The organism is Bacteroidota bacterium, from assembly GCA_013696965.1.
Classification (GTDB): Bacteria; Bacteroidota; Bacteroidia; order JACCXN01; family JACCXN01; genus JACCXN01.
Map to the genome: position 1 here is coordinate 1 of JACCXN010000030.1, position 17,040 is coordinate 17,040.

At 35.1% G+C, this 17,040-nt stretch carries 19 protein-coding genes; 8 read left to right on the top strand and 11 right to left on the bottom strand.

What is annotated here, in order from left to right; all coding sequences use genetic code 11:
* The 11 genes from rpsC to H0V01_04850 all read right to left on the bottom strand — a co-directional run.
* Nucleotides 1-535 (bottom strand): 30S ribosomal protein S3 (gene rpsC, locus H0V01_04800; GenBank protein MBA2582691.1); only part of this gene is annotated, 535 nt, incomplete at its 3' end.
* Entirely contained in the window at nt 535-954 is a 420-nt protein-coding gene (gene rplV / locus H0V01_04805; GenBank protein MBA2582692.1) for a 50S ribosomal protein L22, read from the bottom strand. The genes rplV and rpsC, both read right to left, overlap by 1 nt.
* A 9-nt stretch (nt 955-963) precedes the next feature.
* Nucleotides 964-1,242 (bottom strand): 30S ribosomal protein S19, encoded by a 279-nt coding sequence (gene rpsS, locus H0V01_04810; GenBank protein ID MBA2582693.1) that lies wholly within the window; start codon nt 1,240-1,242, stop codon nt 964-966.
* Between the two features lie 6 nt (nt 1,243-1,248).
* Entirely contained in the window at nt 1,249-2,073 is an 825-nt protein-coding gene (gene rplB, locus H0V01_04815) for a 50S ribosomal protein L2 (protein ID MBA2582694.1), read from the bottom strand.
* A gap of 9 nt (nt 2,074-2,082) precedes the next feature.
* Nucleotides 2,083-2,373, bottom strand: coding sequence for a 50S ribosomal protein L23 (gene rplW, locus H0V01_04820; protein MBA2582695.1), 291 nt, complete (start codon nt 2,371-2,373; stop codon nt 2,083-2,085).
* A gap of 4 nt (nt 2,374-2,377) precedes the next feature.
* On the bottom strand, nt 2,378-3,007 hold the full coding sequence (rplD, locus tag H0V01_04825) for a 50S ribosomal protein L4 (GenBank protein ID MBA2582696.1): 630 nt from the start codon (nt 3,005-3,007) through the stop codon (nt 2,378-2,380).
* A gap of 1 nt (nt 3,008) precedes the next feature.
* Complete coding sequence (gene rplC / locus H0V01_04830) at nt 3,009-3,626, bottom strand: 50S ribosomal protein L3 (GenBank protein ID MBA2582697.1); 618 nt, start codon at nt 3,624-3,626, stop codon at nt 3,009-3,011.
* A gap of 75 nt (nt 3,627-3,701) precedes the next feature.
* On the bottom strand, nt 3,702-4,007 hold the full coding sequence (rpsJ, locus tag H0V01_04835) for a 30S ribosomal protein S10 (GenBank protein ID MBA2582698.1): 306 nt from the start codon (nt 4,005-4,007) through the stop codon (nt 3,702-3,704).
* Nucleotides 4,008-4,036: 29 nt separating this feature from the next.
* On the bottom strand, nt 4,037-6,142 hold the full coding sequence (fusA, locus tag H0V01_04840) for an elongation factor G (GenBank protein ID MBA2582699.1): 2,106 nt from the start codon (nt 6,140-6,142) through the stop codon (nt 4,037-4,039).
* 31 nt (nt 6,143-6,173) lie between these two features.
* Entirely contained in the window at nt 6,174-6,641 is a 468-nt protein-coding gene (rpsG, locus tag H0V01_04845) for a 30S ribosomal protein S7 (GenBank protein ID MBA2582700.1), read from the bottom strand.
* 42 nt (nt 6,642-6,683) lie between these two features.
* Nucleotides 6,684-7,091 carry a 30S ribosomal protein S12 gene (locus H0V01_04850; protein MBA2582701.1) on the bottom strand — a complete coding sequence of 136 codons (408 nt, stop codon included), beginning with the start codon at nt 7,089-7,091 and terminating at the stop codon, nt 6,684-6,686.
* 526 nt (nt 7,092-7,617) lie between these two features.
* On the opposite strand from H0V01_04850, the gene H0V01_04855 reads away from it, so the two are divergent.
* The 8 genes from H0V01_04855 to H0V01_04890 all read left to right on the top strand — a co-directional run bounded on the left by H0V01_04855 (nt 7,618) and on the right by H0V01_04890 (nt 16,900).
* Nucleotides 7,618-9,909 (top strand): UvrD-helicase domain-containing protein, encoded by a 2,292-nt coding sequence (locus H0V01_04855; GenBank protein MBA2582702.1) that lies wholly within the window; start codon nt 7,618-7,620, stop codon nt 9,907-9,909.
* Between the two features lie 94 nt (nt 9,910-10,003).
* Nucleotides 10,004-10,657 (top strand): DUF4290 domain-containing protein, encoded by a 654-nt coding sequence (locus H0V01_04860; GenBank protein ID MBA2582703.1) that lies wholly within the window; start codon nt 10,004-10,006, stop codon nt 10,655-10,657.
* Between the two features lie 20 nt (nt 10,658-10,677).
* Entirely contained in the window at nt 10,678-11,985 is a 1,308-nt protein-coding gene (gene murA / locus H0V01_04865; protein MBA2582704.1) for a UDP-N-acetylglucosamine 1-carboxyvinyltransferase, read from the top strand.
* 72 nt (nt 11,986-12,057) lie between these two features.
* Nucleotides 12,058-12,588, top strand: a complete 531-nt coding sequence (locus tag H0V01_04870) for a TlpA family protein disulfide reductase (GenBank protein MBA2582705.1) — start codon at nt 12,058-12,060, stop codon at nt 12,586-12,588.
* A gap of 166 nt (nt 12,589-12,754) precedes the next feature.
* Nucleotides 12,755-13,327, top strand: a complete 573-nt coding sequence (gene grpE, locus H0V01_04875) for a nucleotide exchange factor GrpE (GenBank protein MBA2582706.1) — start codon at nt 12,755-12,757, stop codon at nt 13,325-13,327.
* 21 nt (nt 13,328-13,348) lie between these two features.
* The gene (dnaJ, locus tag H0V01_04880) at nt 13,349-14,500 is read left to right on the top strand and encodes a molecular chaperone DnaJ (GenBank protein ID MBA2582707.1); all 1,152 of its coding nucleotides are present in this window, start codon (nt 13,349-13,351) and stop codon (nt 14,498-14,500) included.
* A 98-nt stretch (nt 14,501-14,598) separates the two neighbouring features.
* Nucleotides 14,599-15,561, top strand: coding sequence for an ABC transporter ATP-binding protein (locus H0V01_04885; GenBank protein MBA2582708.1), 963 nt, complete (start codon nt 14,599-14,601; stop codon nt 15,559-15,561).
* 13 nt (nt 15,562-15,574) lie between these two features.
* Nucleotides 15,575-16,900 (top strand): ABC transporter permease, encoded by a 1,326-nt coding sequence (locus H0V01_04890; protein MBA2582709.1) that lies wholly within the window; start codon nt 15,575-15,577, stop codon nt 16,898-16,900.
* The last annotated feature ends 140 nt before the right edge of the window (nt 16,901-17,040 follow it).

Genomic DNA, 17,040 nt, shown 5'->3' on the forward strand with positions numbered 1-17,040 from the left:
CTCTTAATGTATGAAGAGGAGTTCTTCCTTCTTTATAACCTTCTGATCTTGCCATCTCTGCTCCACCTAATCTACCAGAAACAAGAACCTTAATTCCTTCTGCTCCCATTCTCATTGAAGAAGCTACAGACATTTTCGCAGCTCTTCTAAATGAAATCCTTCCTTCTATCTGACGTGCGATACCATCTGCTACTAATTTAGCATCAAGCTCTGGTCTTTTAATTTCAAAGATATTTATTTGAACTTCTTTTTTAGTGATTTTCTTAAGCTCTTCTTTCAACTTATCAACTTCTTGTCCGCCTTTTCCAATAATAATTCCCGGACGAGCCGTATTAATGGTAACAGTAATAAGTTTTAAAGTTCTTTCAATGATAATTTTGGAGATACTTGCCTTTGGAAGACGAGCATACAAATAAGTTCTTATTTTTTCATCCTCAACTAGCTTGTCAGCATAATTTTTACCACCGTACCAATTAGAATCCCATCCTTTGATGACACCTAATCTGAATCCTATTGGATGTACCTTTTGTCCCATTAATTCGAATTATTTACTTCGTTAACAACTTCTTTATTATCTAAAATCACTGTAACATGATTTGAACGTTTTCTGATTCTGTGCCCACGACCTTGAGGAGCTGGACGCAATCTTTTCAGTTGGCGACCACTGTCTACAAAAATCTCTTTAACAAATAAGTTACTATCACCAGCTCTTTGACCAGATTTAGTTTCAAAGTTTGCAATTGCAGAGGTTATCAATTTTTCAATTCTGACAGCAGCTTGCTTTGAGGTAAACTGTAATAAGCTTAATGCCTTATAAACATCTAATCCTCTAACCATATCAGCAACCAAACGCATCTTTCTTGGAGATGTAGGGCAGTCGTTCAACTTAGCGATGTAAGTTGATTTTCTAGCTTCCTTCCTGGCGTCTGCCGTTATTTTTTTTCTAGTTCCCATGATTACTTATTACTTTTTGCCTTTATCTTTTTTTCCAGCGTGACCTCTGAAAGTTCTTGTTGGAGAAAATTCTCCGAATTTATGGCCAACCATATTCTCTGTTACATATACAGGAATAAATTTATTCCCATTGTGTACAGCTATTGTCTGCCCAACAAAGTCGGGAGAAATCATTGATCTACGAGACCATGTTTTGATAACTGTTTTCTTTCCTGCAGTGACCATATCCATGATTTTTTTCTCAAGTTTATAGTCAATAAAAGGTCCTTTTTTTAATGAACGCGCCATAGTTTATTATTTCTTTCTTTTTTCAAGAATATATTTATTTGACATTTTTTTAGGATACCTGGTTTTAAATCCTTTAGCTTTAATACCATTCCTAGATCTTGGATGACCACCTGATGATCTTCCTTCACCACCACCCATTGGGTGATCGACAGGATTCATCGCTACTGGCCTTGTTCTTGGACGTCTTCCTAACCATCTGCTTCTACCCGCTTTTCCTGAAACCTCAAGACTGTGATCAGAATTAGAAACCGTTCCAATAGTAGCCATACAAGTAACCAAAATCATTCTAGTTTCGCCAGAAGGCATTTTAATTACAGCATATTTACCATCTCTTGCAGATAACTGGGCATATGTACCAGCACTTCTTGCAATGTTTGCTCCTTGGCCAGGGCGCAATTCAATATTATGAATTACAGTACCCAATGGAACTTCACTTAAAAACAATGCGTTTCCGATTTCAGGTGAAGCGCCTTTTCCTGATACAATAGTTTGGCCTGCTTTTAAACCAGTAGGTGCAATAATATATCTTTTTTCACCATCTGCATAATTAACAAGGGCTATTCTAGCAGTCCTGTTAGGATCATATTCAATTGATTTTACAACACCAGGGATTCCCTGTTTATCTCTTTTAAAATCAATAATCCTGTACATTTTTTTATGACCACCACCAATGTAGCGCATAGTCATTTTTCCTCTATCGTTCCTTCCGCCCGATCTTTTAATAGGAACAAGTAATGATTTCTCAGGCGAATCAGTAGTTAACTCGCTAAAAGTACTTGCAACTTTAAATCTTGTACCGGGGGTTACCGGATTGAATTTTTTAACAGCCATTTTGTATTATTATATATTGCTATAAAAATCTATTGTATCACCATCTTTCAATGAAACAACCGCTTTTTTGAAAGCTTTTGTTCTTCCTGTTACCAGGCCTGCTTTAGTATTTCTGCTTTTTGCTTTACCTGCATAGCGCATTGTATTAACATCAGTAACAGTAACACTATATAGCTTTTCAATAGCGTCTTTAATTTGTAATTTATTTGCATCATATTTAACAACAAAACCATAACGGTTTAATTTGTCTGTGATACCTGTCATTTTTTCGGTAACTACCGGCTTTAAAATAATTTCCATCTCCTTAATTACTTAAAATGTTGTCAATTTTCTCAATTGAACCCTCTGTCAAAACTAAAATACTAGCGTTTAATATATCGTAAGTATTTAAATCCGAAGCAGTTACAACTTTCGCCCTCTGTAAATTTCGGGAGGACAAATATATACTTTTATTTGAATCGGAAAGCACTAAGAGTGTTTTTTTATCCGAAAGTTTTAAATTATTTAAAATTTCGATAAAATTCTTAGTCTTAGGAGCATCAAAAGAAAGATCTTCAAGAACAAAAAGGCTATCAGATTTCATTTTATGTGCAAGTGCAGACATACGAGCCAATCTTTTAAGCTTCTTGTTTAACTTAAAGTCATAATCTCTTGGCTGTGGTCCAAAAACTCTACCACCTCCACGGAACAAAGGATTCTTAATACTTCCTTTTCTTGCTCCACCGGTACCCTTTTGCTTATGCAGCTTTCTGGTAGAACCGGAAATTTCATTTCTTTGTTTTGCCTTATGCGTACCTTGTCTTTGATTGGCAAGATATTGTTTTACATCCAGGTATATTGCATGGTCATTCGGTTCGATACCATATATGGCATCATTTAAAACAACTTTTTTTGTTGTTGCTTTACCGCTTTTATTTAATACTGCTACTTCCATCTTATTTCTCAACTATTACGTATGAACCTTTAGCTCCTGGTATGGAACCTTTAACAATCAAAAGATTCTTTTCAGGTATAACTTTAAATACTTCAAGATTTTGAATCTTCACTCTGTCTCCCCCTGTTCTTCCGGCCATTCTCATTCCTTTAAATACTCTTGAAGGATATGAAGAAGCTCCAAGTGAACCTGGTGCTCTTAGTCTGTTGTGCTGACCGTGAGTTTGCATACCAACACCACTAAATCCGTGTCTTTTTACAACACCTTGAAAACCTTTTCCTTTCGAAGTACCAATAACATCAATCCATTCGCCTTCTGCAAAAAGATCAACAGTTACTAAATCTCCAACAGTCTTCTCATCTTCAAAGTATTTAAACTCCAAAACTTTTCTTTTGGGAGTTGTTCCTGCTTTAGCAAAATGGCCTTTCATTGCACCAGAAGTATTCTTTTCCTTTTTTTCATCATAGGAAAGCTGAACTGCTGCATATCCATCACTGTCTAAGGTTTTTACTTGTGTTACCACACAAGGACCGGCTTCTATAATTGTACATGGGATACTTTTCCCAGCGGCACTGAAAAGACTGGTCATTCCAATTTTTTTACCTATTATTCCAGACATTTTTATTTAATTCTAATTTATAATTACAAGCATTATTTATTTTGTTTTCGATGCATGCTGTGATGCATTTTAAAACTAAACTTTGATTTCAACTTCAACTCCACTAGGAAGTTCAAGTTTCATAAGCGCATCCACAGTTTTGGATGTAGAACTGTAAATATCCAGCAATCTTTTATACGAACAAAGCTGAAATTGCTCTCTTGCTTTTTTATTAACGTGCGGAGACCTTAAAACTGTAAATATCCTTTTATTTGTAGGAAGTGGAATAGGTCCGCTTACTATGGCACCTGTTAATTTAACAGTTTTCACGATTTTTTCAGCTGATTTATCAACCAGGTTAAAATCGTATGATTTTAGTTTAATTCTTATTTTTTGGCTCATTTTGAGTATTTAAAAGAACGATTAAATTATTAAGCTTTTACTGATTTACCTTTTATTTTGGTTATTACCTCTTCGGCAACATTTTTAGGCGCTTCCTGATAGTGTGAAAACTCCATTGTAGAAGATGCTCTTCCAGAAGAAATAGTTCTTAAAGAAGTAACATAACCAAACATTTCAGAAAGTGGAACTTTAGCTCTTACAACTTGCGCGCCTGCTTTTGAATCCATCCCCTCAATCATACCTCTTCTTTTGTTTAGGTCACCAACCACATCACCCATATAAGCATCAGGCGTAACAACTTCAACTTTCATTATTGGCTCTAAAAGAACAGGATTTGCTTTTTTACAAGCCTCTTTAAAGGCAAGTCTTGCACAAATTTCAAATGATAAGGCATCAGAATCCACCGCATGGAATGAACCATCAGATAATTTCACTTGTAAACTATCCATTTGGTATCCGGCAAGAACTCCATTAACCATCGCAGATTTGAATCCTTTTTCAACAGATGGAATAAATTCTCTTGGAATATTACCACCAACTACTTCATTAATAAAAGTAAGGCCAGTCTTTTCTGGTTCGGCAGGCCCAATTGTAACAACAATATCAGCAAATTTACCACGACCACCAGATTGTTTCTTATATACTTCACGATGTGTAACGGTTCCTGTAATAGTTTCTTTGTAAGAAACCTGAGGCGCGCCTTGATTACACTCTACTTTGAATTCTCTTCTTAAACGGTCTACTATGATTTCAAGATGAAGCTCACCCATACCACTAATAACTGTTTGACCAGTTTCATCGTCAGTATGAACTTTAAAAGTAGGATCTTCTTCAGCAAGTTTTGAAAGCGCCATACCTAACTTGTCAATATCAGCCTGTGTTTTAGGCTCAATTGCAAGACCAATAACTGGTTCAGGGAAAGTCATGGACTCAAGAACGATAGGGAACTTTTCATCACATAAAGTATCTCCAGTACGGATATCTTTAAAACCAACAGCAGCACCAATATCTCCAGCTTCAATACGTGGAATTGGATTTTGTTTATTGGCATGCATTTGAAAAATTCTTGAAATACGTTCTTTATTTTGAGTTCTGGTATTTAATACATAAGATCCTGCATCAAGTGCACCTGAATAAACTCTAAAGAAAGCAAGCCTACCAACAAAAGGATCTGTAGCAATTTTAAATGCAAGAGCTGCAAAATGATCTTTTGGATCTGGTTTTCTAATTTCTTCCTTGTCTGTTTTAGGATTAATTCCTGAAACTGATTCAACATCCATCGGGCTAGGAAGAAATTCCATTACCGCATCAAGCATGGTTTGAACACCTTTATTCTTAAAGGCAGAACCACACATCATAGGAATTATTGACATATCAAGGGTAGCTTTTCTAATAGCAGCTTTTAATTCTGCTTCAGTAATAGAATCTGGATTGTCAAAGAATTTCTCCATTAAATGATCGTCATATTCTGCAACTGCTTCAACTAATTTCTCTCTCCATTCTGCAGCAGAAGCAACAAGGTCGGCAGGCATTGGAATTTCTGTAAAAGTCATTCCTTGCGTAGCGTCATCCCATTCAATGGCTCTGTTGGAAATAAGATCCACAACACCAGAGAATTTTTCTTCATTACCAATTGGGATTTGAAGAGGAACAGGTCTTGCTCCTAATTTTTCTTTAACCTGTGCAATAACACTAAAGAAATCTGCACCGGCACGATCCATTTTATTAACGAATCCTAAACGAGGCACTTTATATTTATTTGCTTGTCTCCAAACGGTCTCAGATTGAGGCTCAACACCACCAACTGCGCAAAAAAGAGCAACAGCACCATCAAGTACACGTAAAGAACGTTCAACTTCAACAGTAAAATCAACGTGACCAGGAGTATCAATAATATTCATTTTATACTGCATACCATTGTAAGTCCAATGAGTAGTTGTGGCAGCGGAAGTAATTGTTATACCTCTTTCTTGCTCCTGAACCATCCAGTCCATTGTAGCAGCACCATCATGCACCTCGCCAATTTTGTGGCTAAGGCCTGTATAATAAAGAATACGCTCGGTAGTTGTGGTTTTACCGGCATCAATATGGGCCATAATGCCTATATTTCTTGTATATTTTAAATCTATGCTCATTATATATTTTAAAAACTATCTGACTTAACTACTAAAATCTAAAATGCGAGTATGCTTTGTTTGCTTCAGCCATTCTATGAGTATCTTCTTTCTTTTTGAAAGTAGCGCCTTCTTCTTTAGCTGCAGCCATAATTTCGCCTGCAAGCTTTAGAGCCATGGTTTTTTCATTTCTTCTACGGGTGTACATAATCATCCATTTCATTGCTAGAGAGAGTTTTCTTTCTGTTCTAACTTCCTGTGGAATTTGAAAAGTAGCCCCGCCCACTCTACGGCTTCTTACTTCAACTTGAGGAGTAACATTTGTTATGGCTTTTTTCCAAAGCTCTAAACTGTTTTCCTTAGTTCTTTCTTCAACAACTTCCAATGCATTATAAAAAATCTCATAAGCAAGATTCTTTTTCCCATCATACATTAGATTGTTAATAAACTTTGTTACCAGTTCATCATTAAATCTAGGATCTGGAGCGACTGGTCTTTTTTTGGATTTTAATTTTCTCATTTTGTATACTAGCTCTTGATGAACTTTAAAAATTAAATATTATTATTTCTTACCTTTAGCTTTTACTGGAACAGCACCAGCCTTAGGCTTTTTGGTTCCGTATTTTGATCTTCTTTGATTTCTTCCATCAACTCCTGAAGTATCTAAAGCGCCTCTTACAATATGGTATCTAACACCAGGCAAATCCTTTACCCTACCACCTCTAATCAAAACAATAGAGTGCTCTTGCAAATTATGCCCTTCTCCGGGAATATAAGCAATTACCTCTGCTCCATTAGTGATTCTTACTTTCGCAACTTTCCTCAAGGCAGAATTCGGCTTTTTTGGGGTTGTTGTATATACTTTAACGCATACTCCCCTTTTTTGAGGACAGGAATTCAGTGCAGCAGATTTGCTTTTGTTTTCTAGCTTTACACGGCCTTTACGCACCAATTGTTGTATTGTAGGCATATCTTTTGTTAATTTTTACTGTTTTTTTTTATTAAAAAATGTTCTTTATGAACGACATTATTTCTTTATTATTCCACTTCGCACTGTTTTTTGAGGAGGGCAAAGGTACAATTAAATTTAATATTAACAATATACCTGTGAAAAATATTTTAATATTTTAGGATTAATAATGAGCGTGTTAGAAGAAATAATTCAAAACCAAGGACAATTTCATCCTAATTATTTGTTTTTAAAAGCGAAAACTAATGAATAAAATTGTGTTAAATTCAGTTTATTTTATCGTTTAATAAAAAAATTAAAAACACTTAAATTATATAAATATTATTAATGGATCTTTTTCCATAAAACTGGAATTTGATCTACTATTTTCATTAAAAATTCGTTTATCTTTGATAAGAGCCGGAGCACTTAAATTAGGACATCGAAAATAAAAATATAATTTCTTACATAATTAGAATTAACGGGCTAGGATAAAAAAACATTAACAAACTCTTTTTGGCCGGAAATTTTAGAGTAATTTTGAAAAATGAATTATTTAGAAGAACTTAATGAAGTACAGTTACAGGCTGTAACCTGTATAAAAGGGCCACTAATGGTAATTGCTGGAGCTGGTTCTGGAAAAACAAAAGTACTTACATATAGAATTGCTCATTTACTAGAACAAGGCGTAGATGCTTTCAATATTTTGTCGCTGACCTTTACAAACAAGGCTGCAAAGGAAATGAAAGAAAGGATTGCTCGTATTTTAGGTGGAAGCGAGGCAAAAAACCTTTGGATGGGCACTTTTCACTCAGTATTTGCCAAAATATTACGAATAGAGGCAGAAAAACTTGGTTATCCAACAAATTTCACTATTTATGATACGGATGATTCCAAAAGCCTAATTAAAACTATAATAAAGGAAATGAACCTGGATGACAAGATTTACAAACCTAATATGGTTTTAGGTCGAATTTCCTCTGCCAAAAACAATTTGATTTCTCCTGCATCCTACCTTACAAATACTGATATACAAAGTGAAGACAGACAATCAGGCCGGCCAAAGATTGGAGAGATTTATGGTAATTATCACAAACGGTGTTTTAAGGCTGGGGCCATGGATTTTGATGACCTATTGTATCAAATGAATGTGCTTCTTCGCGATTTTCCTGAAGTATTACATAAATACCAGCACAAATTCAAGTACATACTTGTTGACGAGTACCAGGATACTAATTATTCTCAATATTTGATTGTAAAGAAACTCGCTGCGTTAAATGAAAACATTTGTGTTGTAGGTGATGATGCTCAAAGTATTTATTCCTTCAGAGGAGCAAATATTCAAAATATTCTGAATTTCAAAAAAGATTATCCTGATCTTAAAACATTTAAACTGGAACAAAACTATCGTTCAACGCAAAACATAGTAAATGCAGCAAACAGTATTATTGCTAAAAACAAAGACCAATTAAAAAAAGAGGTTTGGACCCAAAATGAATCCGGAGATAAAATAGAAATATTCAAAGCGCTTACCGACAATGAAGAGGGCTTGCAAGTAGCCCGGTCTATTTTTGAACTACGAATGAATGAACAATGCAAAGAAAGTGATTTTGCTATATTATACAGGACAAATGCTCAATCAAGAGCAATGGAAGAGGCCCTGCGAAAATTAAATATATCCTACAGAATCTATGGGGGATTATCATTTTATAAGCGTAAGGAAATAAAAGACCTGCTGGCCTATTTCAGATTGGCAGTGAATAATAACGATGAGGAAGCTCTAAAAAGAATTCTTAATTATCCTATACGAGGTATTGGGCAATCAACCGAGGATAAAATTATTGCTGCCTCCAATGATTATGATAGGGGACTTTGGTTCATACTTGAAAATATAAGCGAGTTAAAAATTGGTATTAATGGTGGTATTACAGGCAAAATTGAAGAGTTTGTAACGATGATCAAAAGTTTCACCAGTGGAATACAAACTGAAACGGCATACGAATTAGGTTATCGCATTGCCGTATCATCTGGGATTTTAAAAGACCTTTTCACAGACAGGACACCCGAAGGAGTAAGCAGGCATGAAAATATTCAAGAATTATTAAATGGATTAAAGGATTTCTCAGAAGTTCAAAACCAGGATAAAACCCGAACCCTCGATGAATTTATTCAGGACATAGCATTGCTTACAGATTCTGACGAAGATGAAGCAGATAAAAACCAGCCAAAAGTTTCCTTAATGACCATTCATGCAGCCAAAGGTCTTGAATTCCCCTATGTATATGTAGTAGGATTGGAGGAAAACCTTTTTCCATCTCAACTTTCATTAAATTCAAGAGAAAATCTTGAAGAAGAACGCAGGTTGTTTTATGTTGCATTGACAAGAGCATGTAAAAAAGCATTTATTACCTATTCTATAACAAGGTATCGTTGGGGAAATTTGATTAATTGTGAGCCAAGCAGGTTTATTGAGGAAATTGATCCTGCTTTAATTGAAATGCCTGCGGCAAGGGCCTATTTAGGAGATAAAGGTGCTTCAGAAAGGCCTGGAAGAATTTTTAACAGAAGCAGTCAGTTAGAAAAACCAGCTCCTAAACCTAATAATTTTTCAGGGAAAACGTTAGTAAAGGTAAGTGATTCTAAAAGCAATAGCGATTTTATAGCTGACGATACTTCAAACCTAAAGGAGGGAATGGAAGTAGAGCATCAAAGATTTGGCACTGGGAAAGTTTTGAACATCGAAGGGTCTTTTCCAAATCAAAAGGCCACAGTTTATTTCGATACTGCCGGGCAAAAAGATTTACTTTTAAAATTCGCCAGACTTAAAATTCTTAATTAAAACCAATTGAGTTTTGGGTACTTCGGCCATTTTGTTAATTTTGGCAAATAATTTTATTACCTTAAAAATTTAAATTTACATTTTATATATATTTATGTTACCAGATATTCCCCATTTAGAATACAATACCGAAAGACCTCATTTGAATATTTCAGAATACGGTCGAAATATTCAAAAAATGATAGATTATGCTATTTCTGTTGAGGACAGAGAGTTAAGAAATACCATAGCCAAATCCATAATAACTGTAATGGGTCAGTTAAATCCACATTTAAGAGATGTAACAGATTTTACCCATAAATTATGGGATCATCTTTTTGTAATTTCTGATTTTAAATTGGATGTTGATTCTCCATATCCAAAGCCAGCACGAGAAATTCTAAATAAAAAGCCGGAAAAAATTTCATACCCTTCAAAGGATATAAAGTTTATGCATTACGGAAAAAATGTAGAATTGCTAATTCAAAAAGCGATTGCAATGGAGGAAGGACCTGAAAAGTCTGCTTTTACTGAAGCAATTGCAAATCTTATGAAGCGATTTTATGTAACCTTTAACCAGGATTCAGTGAATGATGAAGTAATTTTCAAACATCTTGAGAGATTATCTCAGGGGAAATTAAAGCAAGGGAATATTCGACTTGCTGCTGTTTCCGATATTGCTACCCGTCCAAGTTCAAATGTTGGGATCCTTAAAAAGAAGAAAAAGTCGATGAAGCCAGGAATGCAACACAAAAAGAAAAAATATTAATAAAAACCCAATAAACCGTAATGGGAGCATTTGAAATCAGGGGTGGAAAACCTTTAAAGGGTGAGCTAACTCCCCAGGGAGCAAAAAACGAAGCATTACAAATTCTTTGTGCAGTTTTATTAACACCTGAAAAAATAGAAATTGACAATATACCTGACATTGTTGATGTAAATAAGTTAATTGACCTATTAAAGGATCTTGGAGTAAAAGTTCAAAAGAACGGTCCTAACAAATATACTTTCCAGGCAGACAATATTGATATTAACTACCTTAATTCAGATCTTTTTAAAAAGAAAGGATCTTCTTTAAGAGGTTCGATAATGATTATTGGTCCTTTACTTGCCCGGTTCGGAATAGGTTATATTCCTCGCCCGGGAGGAGATAAAATAGGAAGAAGAAGGCTTGACACTCATTTCATCGGATTTGAAAAACTTGGTGCGAAATTTATTTACGACCCCAAAGAGAGTTTCTATAAGGTGGAGGCCAAAAATTTAAAAGGCTGTTATATGTTATTAGACGAGGCCTCGGTAACCGGCACCGCAAATATAGTTATGGCAGCAGTTTTAGCACAAGGTACCACAACAATTTACAATGCCGCATGTGAGCCTTATCTTCAGCAATTGTGCAAAATGCTAAATAGCATGGGCGCGGATATTTCAGGTGTTGGCTCAAACTTATTAAGCATAAATGGAGTTGAATCATTAAAGGGATGTTCTCACAGAATTCTTCCGGACATGATAGAAATAGGTAGCTTTATAGGACTAGCTGCAATGACAGGATCGGAAATTACTATAAAGGATGTATCTTTTGATAATTTAGGAGTAATTCCGGATGTATTTAAAAAACTTGGCATAAAACTTGAAAGAAGGGGTGATGATATTTTCATACCTGCACAAAGCAATTATGAGATTGAAACTTTTATTGATGGTTCAATTATGACAATAGCAGATGCTCCATGGCCAGGTTTTACACCTGATTTATTAAGTATTGTTCTTGTTGTGGCAACACAAGCAAGGGGAAGCGTATTGATTCATCAAAAGATGTTTGAGAGCCGTTTGTTTTTTGTTGATAAATTAATTGACATGGGTGCGCAAATCATTTTGTGTGATCCTCACAGGGCAACTGTAATAGGCTTAAATAAACAAAATAAATTAAAAGGAATATCAATGACATCTCCTGATATAAGGGCTGGTGTTTCTCTTCTAATAGCGGCTTTATCCGCAGAGGGAAAAAGCACTATCCATAATATTGAGCAAATTGACAGGGGTTATGAAAACATTGATAAAAGATTGCAAGCTCTTGGGGCTGATATTGTAAGAATTCCATAGTGAAAAAAAAAATTAGCAATTAGAATACTTTTATTTGAACATTAATAGAACAAACCCACTAATTTAAATTATATGAAAAATATTAATTTATATTTTGCGATCACTGCCATTTCGATTTTGGCCTACAGTTTTGTTTACAAACCCTCAACTCAAAACGCTTTAAAAATCGGAGACAAGGCACCTGAATTGAATTATAAAAATCCTGAGGGAAAGGAAATTTCCTTATCATCCTTAAAAGGTAATTTAGTATTAATTGACTTCTGGGCATCCTGGTGTGGACCATGTAGGAAGGAAAACCCAAGTGTGGTAATGGCTTATGAAAAATTCAAAGATTCAAAATTTAAAAATGCCAAGGGATTTAAAATTTACAATGTTTCACTGGATACTCAAAAAAATGCCTGGGTGAACGCAATTGAAAAAGATAATTTATCCTGGCCTTATCACGTTAGTGATTTAGGAGGGTGGAATTCTGAAGCAGCTACCAAATATGGCATAATATCTATTCCAACGAATTATTTGATAGATGAAAAAGGTATTGTTTTAGCCAAGAATTTAAGAGGAGCAAATTTAATAGTTGAATTGGAAAAACACCTGAAAGAATAGCATCTATTTTCATTGATTTAAAAAGAAACAGACAAGTACTCCTTGCCTGTTTCTTTTTTTTAATTGAAACGACTACGTTCTTATGACAATTTGACGCAAAAGGTGTATTGGCAAAGTTTTTGGAATTTAGAACAATCCGAATTTTTATTAAAAATTAACATTATTTATGAAATCGCACGAAAAAACATCAAAAGAAGATGACTTGAATCAAACTGATTCTCATACAGAACAAGAAAGCAATACGAATACAGAAGAAAATGAGGGGAATGGTAATGTAAACGATCCACAAGCGAAAATAAAAGAATTAGAAGAAAAGCTTGTTGAACAAAACGATAAATTCCTTAGGCTATATTCAGAATTTGATAATTACAGAAAACGAACAAGTAAAGAGAGAATAGAAGTAATAAATACAGCTGGAATTGAGATTATTTCAACTCTGCTTCCTGTAGTTGATGATTTTGAAAGAGCGATTAAATCCATGGACCAGGCCTCAGACATTGAATCAATTAAAGAAGGGATAATATTAATTTACAATAAACTTTTACATTCTCTTACACGCAAGGGATTAGAGCCAATGAAAACCATAGGAGAACCTTTTGATGCAGAACTTCATGAAGCTATTACTAATATTCCAGCACCTTCTAAAGATATGGTAGAAAAAGTAGTAGATGAAGTTGAAAAGGGCTACTTACTAAATGGTAAAGTTATACGTTATGCTAAGGTTGTAGTTGGAAATTAAATTAAAAAGTAAGAAGATACAATGTCAAAAAGAGATTACTATGAAGTGTTGGGTGTTTCAAAAGACGCATCAGCAGATGAAATAAAAAAAGCATACCGTAAACTTGCCTTAAAATTCCATCCGGATAAGAACCCGGACGATAAGGGGGCAGAAGAAAAATTTAAAGAGGCAGCTCAAGCATATGAAGTATTAAGTCATGCTGAGAAAAAAAGTAAATATGATCGTTTTGGCCATGCCGGAGTTGGAGGAAGTAGTGGCGGTGGCGCAGGTTATGGAGGAATGAATATGGAGGATATATTCAGTCAGTTTGGTGATATCTTTGGTGGGTTTGGTGGAGGTGGAGGATTTAGTCAAAGTTCAAGAGGAGGCGGCAGAAGGGTGAACAGGGGTTCAAACATCCGAATAAAAGTAAAGTTAACACTTGAGGAAATTGTTAACGGTGTAGAAAAAAAGGTGAAAGTAAACAAACTTATTGCCTGTAATACTTGTAGCGGAACCGGGGCAAAAAACTCTTCTTCCTATTCTACCTGTTCAACATGCGGAGGCTCAGGGCATGTTACCCGGATTACGAATACAATTCTTGGACAAATGCAGACTTCTGCAACCTGCCCAACTTGTGAGGGAGAAGGCAGGATTATTGCTGAAAAATGCAATTCCTGTCATGGAGAAGGAGTGGTAAGGGGTGAAGAAGTAATAAAAATCAATATTCCTGCCGGAGTTGGTGAAGGAATGCAATTGTCAATGAGTGGAAAAGGAAATGCCGCCAAACGCGGTGGAATTCCAGGAGATTTAATAATTGCAATTGAAGAAATTGAGGATGAAAATCTGAAAAGAGATGGCAACAATTTATTTTATGATCTTTATATAGGATTTGCTGATGCAGCCTTGGGAACTAGTGTTGAAATACCAACAGTAGAAGGAAAAGCCAAGGTTAAAATAGATCCTGGAACACAAGCAGGCAAAATGCTAAGGCTTAAAGCAAAAGGATTGCCTGGGGTAAATAGTTATGGCAGAGGAGATTTAATAGTAAACATTAATATATGGGTACCCAAAACCCTAAGTAAAGAAGAGCAGAAAATACTTGAGCAATTAAGAACTGCTGAAAACTTTAAACCACAACCAGACAAAAGGGAAAAAAGCCTTTTTAGCCGAATGAGAGAATATTTTGATTAAAATAATCGTTTGAATTTGGTTGCCTGGTTTCAGGCATTAATTTAATTTTTATATTAAACCACAAAAGGTTTAAAAACTTCTTTTTCAGCTAATCCTTTATGGAAATTCTACGAGCAGATAATATTGTTAAAAAATATGCTGGACACACCGCTTTGGATAATGTGAGCCTGCAAATTCCTAAACAAAGTATATTTGGCCTACTTGGGCCCAATGGGGCAGGTAAAACTTCCTTAATTCGAATTATTAATCAAATAACTGCTCCTGATAGTGGCGAGATTTATTTTGACGGGGAAAAACTCAAGCCCCATCATATTGCACAAATAGGTTATTTGCCAGAAGAAAGGGGTTTGTATAAAAAAATGGAGGTTGGCGAACAGGTATTATACCTGGCGCAATTAAAGGGCCTTAGCAAAAGCGAGGCTACAAAAAAGTTAAAATACTGGTTCAAAAAATTCGAGATTACCCCTTGGTGGAATAAAAAGGTTGAGGAATTGTCGAAGGGAATGGCCCAGAAAGTTCAATTTATAGTGACTGTATTGCATGAACCCAAATTACTGATACTTGATGAGCCATTTAGTGGGTTTGATCCCATTAATGCTAATTTAATAAGGGATGAAATAAACGAATTAAAAGAACAAGGAACTACGGTTATCTTTTCCACCCATAATATGGGATCAGTTGAAGAATTATGTGATTATATTGCCTTAATTCATCATTCAAAAAAAATACTTGACGGTTCCGTGAAAGACATTCGAAATGCTTTCAAATCCAATACATATGAAATAGAGTTTTCAGGCAACCTATTAGGCTTTACCAATGCTTTATGGACAGGATTTGAATTAACGGATGTAAAAACAGAGGGAGAAATGCATAAGGCGAAGGTGAAACTTTTGGGAGGGCGTAAACTAAATGACTTAATACATGCGGTTTTACCTGTAGTGCAGATTCATTCTGTACATGAATTAATCCCTAACATGAATGATATTTTTATTTCTAAGGTGCAAAACAAAATAGGAGTTCCCTTATCAAATACTGAAAAAGCAAATTCATTTACAGAATAAAAGAAAAAAATTAATGGGAAAGACGGCACTAATTATCAAGCGGGAATATTTTAGCAGGGTTAAAAAGAAATCATTTATTATAATGACAATTGTTGGCCCTCTGCTAATGGCTGCTATGTTTATGGGCGCTGTTTGGCTTAGTCTGTCGCAGGATGAAAAACAAAAAGTACTAATAGTAGATGAATTGCAACTATTCAGTTCTCTGGCAAGTTCTTCCAACGTTAGCTTTGAACATACAATCCTGGATTTAGATAGTGTTAAATCCACTTTTCATAAATCTGATTATTCAGCCATTTTATATTTGCCAGAAAATATATTACACAGCAATTCTGCCATATTGTTTTTTAAGAAACAACCTGGGTTTATAGCACAAAAGTATATTGAAAGTAAAGTAGAGGGAAAAATAGAGGATCTTAAACTTATAGGAAGTAAAATTGACAAAGAGGCTTACGGGAAAATAAAAACACATATTCATTTAAGTAATATAAGTTTTAAGGAAATTGGTAAGGAAGAACACAGCAGTCAGGAATCCGGTTTTATTGGGCTAATTTTCGCCATTATGATCTATATGTTTATCTTTTTATATGGTGTTCAGGTAATGCGAGGAGTAATAGAGGAAAAAACAAGCAGGATTATTGAGGTAATTATTTCTTCTGTTAAGCCCTTTCAATTAATGTTAGGAAAAATAATAGGAGTTGCCTTTGTTGGTCTTACTCAGTTTCTGCTTTGGGTTATTTTAACCGCATCCATTGTTTCTGTGGCCCAGGCTTTTCTATTAAAAGATCATCAAGGGGCGGAAAATATGGTTCATCCAGCTCAAATGACAAGCCAATTATTAAAAGATAATCAAAATCAACCAAAAGCGCAATTAGATTCCAATGAAGTTTTGGCCCTTATTGAGAGGATTAACTTTCCTTATATGCTTGGGATGTTCCTGTTTTTCTTTTTGGGTGGGTATTTATTATATAGTGCAATGTTTGCTGCCATAGGCGCTGCTGTTGACAGTGAATCGGATACACAGCAGTTTATGATGCCAGTAACCATACCATTAATTTTTGGATTTATCGTAGCCCAACTTTCCTTACAAAATCCTGAGGGCCCTGCTGCTGTTTGGTTTTCTATTATTCCCTTTACCTCTCCTGTAGTAATGATGGTAAGGGTGGCAATAGTCCCTTTTGAGGCCCTTTCATGGCAATTACTTCTATCCATGGTTCTATTAATATTAGGATTTCTTGCAACCACCTGGATTGCTGCAAAGATTTACAGGATTGGTATATTAATGTATGGCAAAAAAACAAGCTACAAGGAACTTTGGAAATGGATTACCTACAAGGGTTAAAATGGTAAGTGCTGATAAAGAGGAGCGTTAAAATCAAATTGGGAATGTTTTTCCCAATTTGATTTTAATAGGCATATTATCCTAAACTCGTTCTTAAATAAATTACTCATAACAAACAGTAGTCTAAAGGAGTATTACCC

What these genes read in the sequence shown, in the direction of transcription:
- rplB (MBA2582694.1), bottom strand. Translation starts at nt 2,073, where the DNA reads ATGGCTGTTAAAAAATTCAATCCGGTAACCCCCGGTACAAGATTTAAA.
- H0V01_04860 (MBA2582703.1), top strand. Translation starts at nt 10,004, where the DNA reads ATGTTACCAGATATTCCCCATTTAGAATACAATACCGAAAGACCTCAT.
- fusA (MBA2582699.1), bottom strand. Translation starts at nt 6,142, where the DNA reads ATGAGCATAGATTTAAAATATACAAGAAATATAGGCATTATGGCCCAT.
- rplC (MBA2582697.1), bottom strand. Translation starts at nt 3,626, where the DNA reads ATGTCTGGAATAATAGGTAAAAAAATTGGAATGACCAGTCTTTTCAGT.
- rplD (MBA2582696.1), bottom strand. Translation starts at nt 3,007, where the DNA reads ATGGAAGTAGCAGTATTAAATAAAAGCGGTAAAGCAACAACAAAAAAA.
- rpsJ (MBA2582698.1), bottom strand. Translation starts at nt 4,007, where the DNA reads ATGAGCCAAAAAATAAGAATTAAACTAAAATCATACGATTTTAACCTG.
- H0V01_04850 (MBA2582701.1), bottom strand. Translation starts at nt 7,091, where the DNA reads ATGCCTACAATACAACAATTGGTGCGTAAAGGCCGTGTAAAGCTAGAA.
- H0V01_04885 (MBA2582708.1), top strand. Translation starts at nt 14,599, where the DNA reads ATGGAAATTCTACGAGCAGATAATATTGTTAAAAAATATGCTGGACAC.
- rpsS (MBA2582693.1), bottom strand. Translation starts at nt 1,242, where the DNA reads ATGGCGCGTTCATTAAAAAAAGGACCTTTTATTGACTATAAACTTGAG.
- rplW (MBA2582695.1), bottom strand. Translation starts at nt 2,373, where the DNA reads ATGGAAATTATTTTAAAGCCGGTAGTTACCGAAAAAATGACAGGTATC.
- murA (MBA2582704.1), top strand. Translation starts at nt 10,678, where the DNA reads ATGGGAGCATTTGAAATCAGGGGTGGAAAACCTTTAAAGGGTGAGCTA.
- rpsG (MBA2582700.1), bottom strand. Translation starts at nt 6,641, where the DNA reads ATGAGAAAATTAAAATCCAAAAAAAGACCAGTCGCTCCAGATCCTAGA.
- H0V01_04855 (MBA2582702.1), top strand. Translation starts at nt 7,618, where the DNA reads ATGAATTATTTAGAAGAACTTAATGAAGTACAGTTACAGGCTGTAACC.
- H0V01_04870 (MBA2582705.1), top strand. Translation starts at nt 12,058, where the DNA reads ATGAAAAATATTAATTTATATTTTGCGATCACTGCCATTTCGATTTTG.
- rplV (MBA2582692.1), bottom strand. Translation starts at nt 954, where the DNA reads ATGGGAACTAGAAAAAAAATAACGGCAGACGCCAGGAAGGAAGCTAGA.
- dnaJ (MBA2582707.1), top strand. Translation starts at nt 13,349, where the DNA reads ATGTCAAAAAGAGATTACTATGAAGTGTTGGGTGTTTCAAAAGACGCA.
- H0V01_04890 (MBA2582709.1), top strand. Translation starts at nt 15,575, where the DNA reads ATGGGAAAGACGGCACTAATTATCAAGCGGGAATATTTTAGCAGGGTT.
- grpE (MBA2582706.1), top strand. Translation starts at nt 12,755, where the DNA reads ATGAAATCGCACGAAAAAACATCAAAAGAAGATGACTTGAATCAAACT.